The sequence below is a fragment of the Ruegeria sp. HKCCA5491 genome, from assembly GCF_013034565.1.
Taxonomy (GTDB): Bacteria; Pseudomonadota; Alphaproteobacteria; order Rhodobacterales; family Rhodobacteraceae; genus Ruegeria.
This window is the reverse complement of sequence record NZ_WQGG01000002.1, coordinates 366,932-373,546: the sequence shown is the minus strand read 5'-3', so window position 1 is coordinate 373,546 and position 6,615 is coordinate 366,932. Positions and strand designations below refer to the sequence as shown.

6 protein-coding genes, 1 tRNA gene and 1 pseudogene are annotated in these 6,615 nt (G+C 59.0%); 7 read left to right on the top strand and 1 reads right to left on the bottom strand.

From position 1 onward, the window contains the following. Window positions 1-91 (top strand): annotated as a pseudogene (locus GOV88_RS20460) (integrase); the annotation flags it as partial. Between the two features lie 305 nt (window positions 92-396). Here GOV88_RS20460 and GOV88_RS05590 read toward each other — a convergent pair. Beyond that, window positions 397-483, bottom strand: a tRNA-Ser gene (locus tag GOV88_RS05590). A 357-nt stretch (window positions 484-840) separates the two neighbouring features. Between GOV88_RS05590 and GOV88_RS20720 the strand changes: the two genes are divergently transcribed. Genes GOV88_RS20720 through GOV88_RS05560 form a run of 6 tightly spaced genes read left to right on the top strand, consistent with a single transcriptional unit; the run spans window position 841 to window position 6,554 of the window. Further along, window positions 841-2,013, top strand: coding sequence for an SPOR domain-containing protein (locus GOV88_RS20720; protein ID WP_171239783.1), 1,173 nt, complete (start codon window positions 841-843; stop codon window positions 2,011-2,013). A gap of 16 nt (window positions 2,014-2,029) precedes the next feature. Further along, a complete protein-coding gene (locus tag GOV88_RS05580) occupies window positions 2,030-3,205 on the top strand; it encodes a D-alanyl-D-alanine carboxypeptidase family protein (RefSeq protein ID WP_171239782.1) in 1,176 nt (391 codons plus the stop codon). Then, window positions 3,202-3,828 carry a dTMP kinase gene (tmk, locus tag GOV88_RS05575; protein ID WP_171239781.1) on the top strand — a complete coding sequence of 209 codons (627 nt, stop codon included), beginning with the start codon at window positions 3,202-3,204 and terminating at the stop codon, window positions 3,826-3,828. The genes GOV88_RS05580 and tmk overlap by 4 nt, the downstream gene beginning before the upstream one ends. 7 nt (window positions 3,829-3,835) lie before the next feature. Beyond that, window positions 3,836-4,957 carry a DNA polymerase III subunit delta' gene (locus GOV88_RS05570; RefSeq protein WP_171239780.1) on the top strand — a complete coding sequence of 374 codons (1,122 nt, stop codon included), beginning with the start codon at window positions 3,836-3,838 and terminating at the stop codon, window positions 4,955-4,957. Then, window positions 4,954-5,760, top strand: a complete 807-nt coding sequence (locus tag GOV88_RS05565) for a TatD family hydrolase (protein WP_171120839.1) — start codon at window positions 4,954-4,956, stop codon at window positions 5,758-5,760. The genes GOV88_RS05570 and GOV88_RS05565 overlap by 4 nt, the downstream gene beginning before the upstream one ends. Next, window positions 5,757-6,554 (top strand): MBL fold metallo-hydrolase, encoded by a 798-nt coding sequence (locus tag GOV88_RS05560; RefSeq protein WP_171120838.1) that lies wholly within the window; start codon window positions 5,757-5,759, stop codon window positions 6,552-6,554. The genes GOV88_RS05565 and GOV88_RS05560 overlap by 4 nt, the downstream gene beginning before the upstream one ends. The last annotated feature ends 61 nt before the right edge of the window (window positions 6,555-6,615 follow it).

The following is a 6,615-nucleotide window of genomic DNA, read 5'->3' as shown; positions in this document are numbered from 1 at the left end:
CCGCTTTCACGAAAGGCCGCATATATCGACGCGACAGTACGCGCGTTTGGTCCGCAATTGGGTGTCGGCGATTGGTTTGGAGCCAAACGGTTAACGCCCCCGAGCATTTGTTTTGACCATCCCCCCCCAGCCAGCACCTCCCCGGTGGGGGGCGGTCCAGAATGAAATGCGGTCTCAGCCATTCCTGACTCGTTCAACAAAGTCGGACACGGACTCTCCACGCTCAGCGGCGTGCACCATCCCAAACACCAGTTCGACCAGATCGCGTAGCTGGGCAGGAGTGGGCGGCGGATCGACAAACTCTCTGAAAGGAAGTGAAACCGCTGACGTAACGCCTTGAATTTTCAGCCCAGCGCCAAAAAAAGACCGCCCTCTCGGGGGCGGTTTTTTGCTGCGCGGAAGAGGTGGGATTCGAACCCACGGAGGACTTTCACCCTCGCTGGTTTTCAAGACCAGTGCATTCGACCACTCTGCCACTCTTCCTTTCAGCGCGCGACGGAACGAATCGGACACAGATTACGCAGTCAACGTGTTCCATGTCCTGTTCCATGCGGTTTATTAGTGGTAAATAAATCAAATGCTTACAAGCGACTTTCAACGCTTTTCAAGACCGCCGCATTCGACCACTCTGCCACCTCCCCGCGTGACGCTGGGTCTAAGGCGAACCGAAACCGGTGGCAAGACCAAATAGGGAAATCTTGCCGAAGCGGTTGCAGCGGCCTTTCCATGACACTTTGTGCAGGTTATGATCTAATCGAAAGACCGTAACAGGCCGGCAATTCAGAACCGGCAATCGGCGGGGCTCGGGAAACGAGGCCCCTTCAGGCAAGGGATGACAAAATGAATCGAGCGACCCAGACACGCGCAAAACCGCGAGCGTTGGCGGTTCTGGCCGTGTTTTCCGCAACCCTCGCAGGTTGTGATGAGACACTTTCCCCTGACAACGCGTCATCCGAAGCGGCCACAGAAAGCCTTCAGGATGACAACAAGGTCGAACTGTTCCCGGACGCCACCGGAAATCCCCGCGACGATGTCGAAGCGCCCGAGGTCTTCGAAGTTACCGAGGCTGGATTGTGGGATGGGCGCCCATCGTTGGGTGGAGTTTGGGTGGCTCACCCGGACGTCACACAGCCCGAACGGGTGCGGATCAAGAACGCCAGCAACAACAAGACCGTAACCGGCGCGCTGTTCCGTCGGGAAAGAAACCTGCCGGGGCCGGCCTTGCAGCTTTCTTCGGCCGCTGCTGCGGAATTGGGCATTCTGGCAGGGTCCCCGACCAAGGTTCAGGTCGTTGCGCTGCGCCGTAAACCTGCGGAACCCCCGAAACCCGAGCCTGAAGATACTCCGACGGACGCGGGCGAAGACGCCCCTGCACCACAGGATGACGATACTCAGTCCGCATCCGTAGACACGGCAGAGGACGGCGCAGAAAAGCCCGCCAAGCGGAAATGGTGGCAAAAGAAAGAAACCGCCGCAGTCGCGGCTGGTGCAGCAGGCGCAGCTGCGGTCGCGGCAGACGCGGCCACAGACACAGCTACGGAAGCCGCAGAGGAAACAATTGAAGCTGCCGCCGAAGCCGCGCCAACCGCGACACTGAGCGATCCAGAGGTGACCCCGCCCAGCGATCAACCTGCAAAGCGAAAATGGTGGCAGAAGAAACCTGCAGACGAAATCACGGAAACGCCGCTTGATCCGATCGCAGGCGCCGCGGCCGCGATCGACGCCTCGGAACCTACACCTGCAAGTGCGGCAAGCCAGCCGGAACAGTCTTCTGGCCCATTGTCCAAACCTTATGTTCAGGTCGGGACATTCGGCGTTGAAGCCAACGCCAAAAGCGCCGCTGACAAGATACGCCGCAACGGGCTGCCTGCCGAAGTGCGCGAGCTAGCAACCGACGATGATTCTGTCTGGAGGGTTCTTGTAGGCCCCGCCTCAACCCGTGGAGAGCGCACCGCCCTTCAAAGCGACGTAAAGGACCTAGGCTTCTCGGATGCCTTCCTGGTCAAGAACTGAAACAAGGGAGGCCCTGATGCTGACCTCATTGCGATCTTCTGTTTTGTCCCTGGGGCTGGCGCTGTTTGCCCTGCCTGCCCAGGCCTTCGATACAACGGCCCGCGCAGCATATGTGATCGACCAGACAACAGGCACGGTACTGCTGTCCAAAGACGCAGATCAGCCGCTGCCACCGGCGTCGATGTCGAAACTGATGACCTTGTATGTCGCGTTCGAAGCACTGCGGGATGGCCGCCTGACGCTGGACGAAGAACTGCCCGTTTCGGAACACGCGATGAGTTATGGCGGCTCGACCATGTTCCTAAATACGCAGGACCGGGTCCGGGTCGAGGATTTGTTGCGGGGCATAATCGTGTTGTCCGGCAATGACGCCTGCGTGGTGATTGCCGAGGCACTCAGCCCGGATGGAACCGAAGCCGGGTTCGCACGCTATATGACGCAGCGCGCCGAGCAGATGGGGATGAACAGCTCGAACTTCGCCAACTCAAACGGCTGGCCTGCGGCTGGGCACATGATGTCCGTGCATGATTTGGCGGTTCTTGCGGACCGACTGATCACCGATTTCCCCGAATACTATCCCCTGTTCGCCGAGGAAGAGTTTGAATTTGACGGTCGCGCGCCGTCGAACTCGCGCAACCGCAATCCCCTGCTCAAACTGGGAATTGGGGCAGACGGGTTAAAGACCGGCCACACGCAGGAAGCGGGATACGGCCTTGTCGGTTCAGCCAAACAGGGCGACCGCAGGGTGATCTTTGTCCTATCCGGTCTCGACAGCACTGCCCGCCGCGCAGAGGAGGCTGAGGCCGTGGTTAACTGGTCGTTTCGCAATTTTGTCGAGAGGACAATTGCCAACTCCGAAGCGCCGATAGCCGAAGCCAAAGTTTGGATGGGTGCGGAAAAGACGGTTGGATTGGTTCCCGAAGGTGATCTGACTATTCTCCTTCCGGTTTTGGGCGACAAGGATGTAAAGGCCGAAGTGGTCTATGACGGGCCCGTCGATGCATCGAGTGAGCCGATCAAAAAGGGTCAGAAGCTGGCCGAACTGGTCATCAAGCCCGAGGGTCTTCCGGAAATTCGCCGCCCTCTGGTGGCCGCGAATGATGTTGCGACCGGCGGGTTTGTTGTTCGGATGATGACCGTAGGCAGCATCGTGTTAACTGACGTTATCGGCAATCCGTTGGACGCCCTGTGACAAGCACCGGGTTGTTCCTAACCTTCGAAGGTATTGACGGATCGGGTAAGTCATCGCAAGCACGCTTGCTGACCGATCACCTGCGCGGCATGGGTCACGACGTTGTCCTGACCCGCGAACCCGGCGGGTCTGCCGGGGCTGAAGAAATTCGCCGCCTTGTGCTTGAGGGCGACCCCGATCGGTGGTCCGCTGAAACGGAAATTTTGCTGTTCACCGCTGCGCGCCGCGACCACTTGGAACGTACGATCGAACCCGCTTTGGCCGCTGGCAAAGTGGTGATATGTGATCGCTTTGCCGACAGCACCCGCATGTATCAGGGCCTTTCTCGCGGTGACCTGCGCGGATTGGTGGATCAGTTGCACAATCTGATGATTGGTCGTGAACCTGATCTGACCCTTCTGATCGACATGGACCCCCAGACCGGTCTGAACCGGGCAAAGGGGCGTCAGGGAACAGAAGAAAGGTTCGAAGATTTCGGCCTTGACCTGCAACTCAAGATGAGAGCCGGATTTCTTGCCCTTGCCGATGAGTTTTCTGAACGATTTCGCGTGATCGACGGCAATCGGGACATGGACAGAGTCGCCAGCGATGTGACAGGTATCGTTAAGCAGGCTTTGCGGTAAACTATTGATGAGCGACGAAACCCCGCCCCCGGATCAGGCACCCGGTGCCCCACACCCGCGCGAAACCCGGCAGCTTTTCGGGCAGGCCGAGGCCGAAAGCGCCTTTCTGACGGCCTACAATTCGGAACGCCTGCACCATGGTTGGTTGCTGACCGGCCCTCGCGGAGTGGGAAAATCGACGTTGGCGTGGCGCATCGCACGGTTCTTGCTGGCGACACCTCCAGCCGAAGAGGATGGCCTTTTCGGAGCGCCCCCACAACCTGAAACGCTGGATATTGACGAGGATCACCCGGTCTCTCATCGCATTCTGGCCGGGGCTGAGCCTGGACTTGCCTCGGTCACCCGGTCCGAGAACGACCGCGGCAGGATGCGAAACGAAATCGTGGTCGAAGATATCCGTAAGCTGGGCAAGTTCTTCGGACTTTCTTCAGCCGACGGTGGGCGGCGCGTTGTCATCGTGGACTCTGCGGATGAGATGAATGTCAGCGCAGCCAATGCCCTTCTGAAAATGCTCGAAGAGCCCCCTGCCCGCACCACACTTTTGTTGGTCTCGCACCAACCATCGCGGCTGTTGCCTACAATCCGGTCGCGGTGCCGAACGCTCAGGCTGTCACCGCTAGGCACCGAAGATATGATGACGGCTTTGGCACAAACCGGGGCCGAGCCGCCAAGCAACCCGGATCATCTGGCCGCTCTCGCCGCTGGTTCTGTGGGCAGTGCCGTTCGCCTGATCAACCTGAGTGGCCTGGACATTTACGCAGAACTCATCGCCAATTTGGGCACGATTCCAAGAATGGACCGTCAGCGTGCCTTGGCCTTGGCCGAGGCCGCAGCCCAACGCGGCGCGGCCGAGCGTTTTGAGCTGTTGCTGACTTTGATAGACATTGCTTTGTCTCGGCTTGCCCTGACGGGTGCAACTGGTGCCCCCCCTATGCCAGAGGCCGCGCCGGGCGAGGCGGAAGTCCTGTCACGCCTGTCCGCGTCCCCACATATGGCGCGTCAATGGGCGGATACCGCAGCCCTGATCACGGCCCGCACGCGACATGGTCAAGCGGTGAACCTTGACCCTGCCGCGCTGGTCCTAGATACGGTGTTCAAGATACAGGAAACCGCCGGTCAGAGCAGATGAGCGATACGCCCCAAATCACAGATAGCCATTGTCATCTGGACTTCCCTGATTTCGATGGCCAGTTGGACGAAATCGTGGCCCGCGCAGCCGAAGCAGGCGTGACGCGGATGGTCACAATCTGTACCCGTTTGCGCAATGAACCCACCATCCGCGCGATCGCAGAAGCACATGCTCCGGTCTTTTTCGCCGCTGGTACGCACCCCATGAGCGCCGCGGATGAACCGATAGCTACCGTTGATGAACTGGTGCAACTGTCCCGGCACCCCAAATTCGTGGGCATTGGGGAGACCGGGCTGGACTATCACTACACCGCTGACAGTGCCGAAGTACAAAAGCAATCTCTGCGTATCCACATCGAAGCCGCGCAGCGAACAGGCTTGCCGCTGATCATCCACGCCCGCGCGGCTGACGATGATATGGCGAGGATTCTAAGCGAAGAATATCGCAACGCGCCCTATTCCTGCGTGATGCACTGCTTTTCATCATCGGCGGAACTGGCCAAGGCCGCATTGGGTCTGGGATTTTACCTTTCCATGTCCGGCATCGCTGCATTCCCCAAAAGCCAGGACCTTCGGGACATATTCGCCAGCGCCCCGGTCGATCGCATCCTTGTCGAGACCGATGCGCCTTATCTGGCGCCACCTCCATTCCGCGGCAAGCGTAACGAACCCGCTTATACGGCCCATACCGCCCGAAAAGGGGCTGAAGTTTTCGGGATGGGGTACTCGGAATTCGCGGCACAGACGCAAGCAAATTTTGACCGGCTGTTCACAAAGGCCGCAACTTACAAGGCGGCTGCATGACGGAACTGCGCTGTACGATCCTTGGCTGCGGGTCTTCTGGCGGCGTCCCGCGACTGGGCGGTCACTGGGGCGCATGTGACCCCGACAATCCGCGCAACATCCGTCGCCGCTGCTCGATGCTGGTTGAACGCGACGGACCCAAAGGGACGACTTCGGTTCTGATCGACACGACCCCCGATATGCGCAGTCAGTTGCTGGATACAGGCACGGGCCGTCTGGACGGAGTGGTCTACACCCATTCCCACGCTGACCACGTGCACGGCATCGACGACCTGCGCATGATCGTTTTCAACATGCGCGAGCGTGTCCCTGTTTGGGCTGACGGCGATACTCAGAACGATCTGCTGGGTCGCTTCGGATATGCCTTTATTCAGCCCGAAAATTCGCCGTACCCGCCCATTCTCGACCTGAAAACCATTGATGGCCCGTTCGAGGTTACAGGCCCCGGCGGTCCGATCCCCTTTCATCCGTTCAAAGTGAACCATGGGTCGATTGACGCTTTAGGCTTTCGAATGGGCAATCTTGTCTACCTGCCCGACGTAGCCGAGATTTACGACGATGCGTGGACAATGTTGGAAGGGCTGGACTGTCTCATTATCGACGCGTTGCGCCGGTCTCCGCATCCTACCCACGCACATCTGGAAAAAACGCTGGGCTGGATTGAAAAGTTGCAACCCAAGAAGGCCGTCCTAACCAACATGCATATCGACCTGGATTATGCCACAGTCGATGCGGAAACTGCGGATCACATCGCACCAGCCTATGACGGCATGGTGATACATCAGGCGCTGTAAGGCCCTGACGACTTGCTCTGCCATATCCTCGCCCCGGTTGGCGACCCCGGTGGAGCCTTAG

Bases quoted from the DNA above. Each gene is read 5' to 3' on its own strand.
- GOV88_RS20720 (WP_171239783.1), top strand. From the start codon at position 841: ATGAATCGAGCGACCCAGACACGCGCAAAACCGCGAGCGTTGGCGGTT.
- GOV88_RS05580 (WP_171239782.1), top strand. From the start codon at position 2,030: ATGCTGACCTCATTGCGATCTTCTGTTTTGTCCCTGGGGCTGGCGCTG.
- GOV88_RS05570 (WP_171239780.1), top strand. From the start codon at position 3,836: ATGAGCGACGAAACCCCGCCCCCGGATCAGGCACCCGGTGCCCCACAC.
- GOV88_RS05565 (WP_171120839.1), top strand. From the start codon at position 4,954: ATGAGCGATACGCCCCAAATCACAGATAGCCATTGTCATCTGGACTTC.
- GOV88_RS05560 (WP_171120838.1), top strand. From the start codon at position 5,757: ATGACGGAACTGCGCTGTACGATCCTTGGCTGCGGGTCTTCTGGCGGC.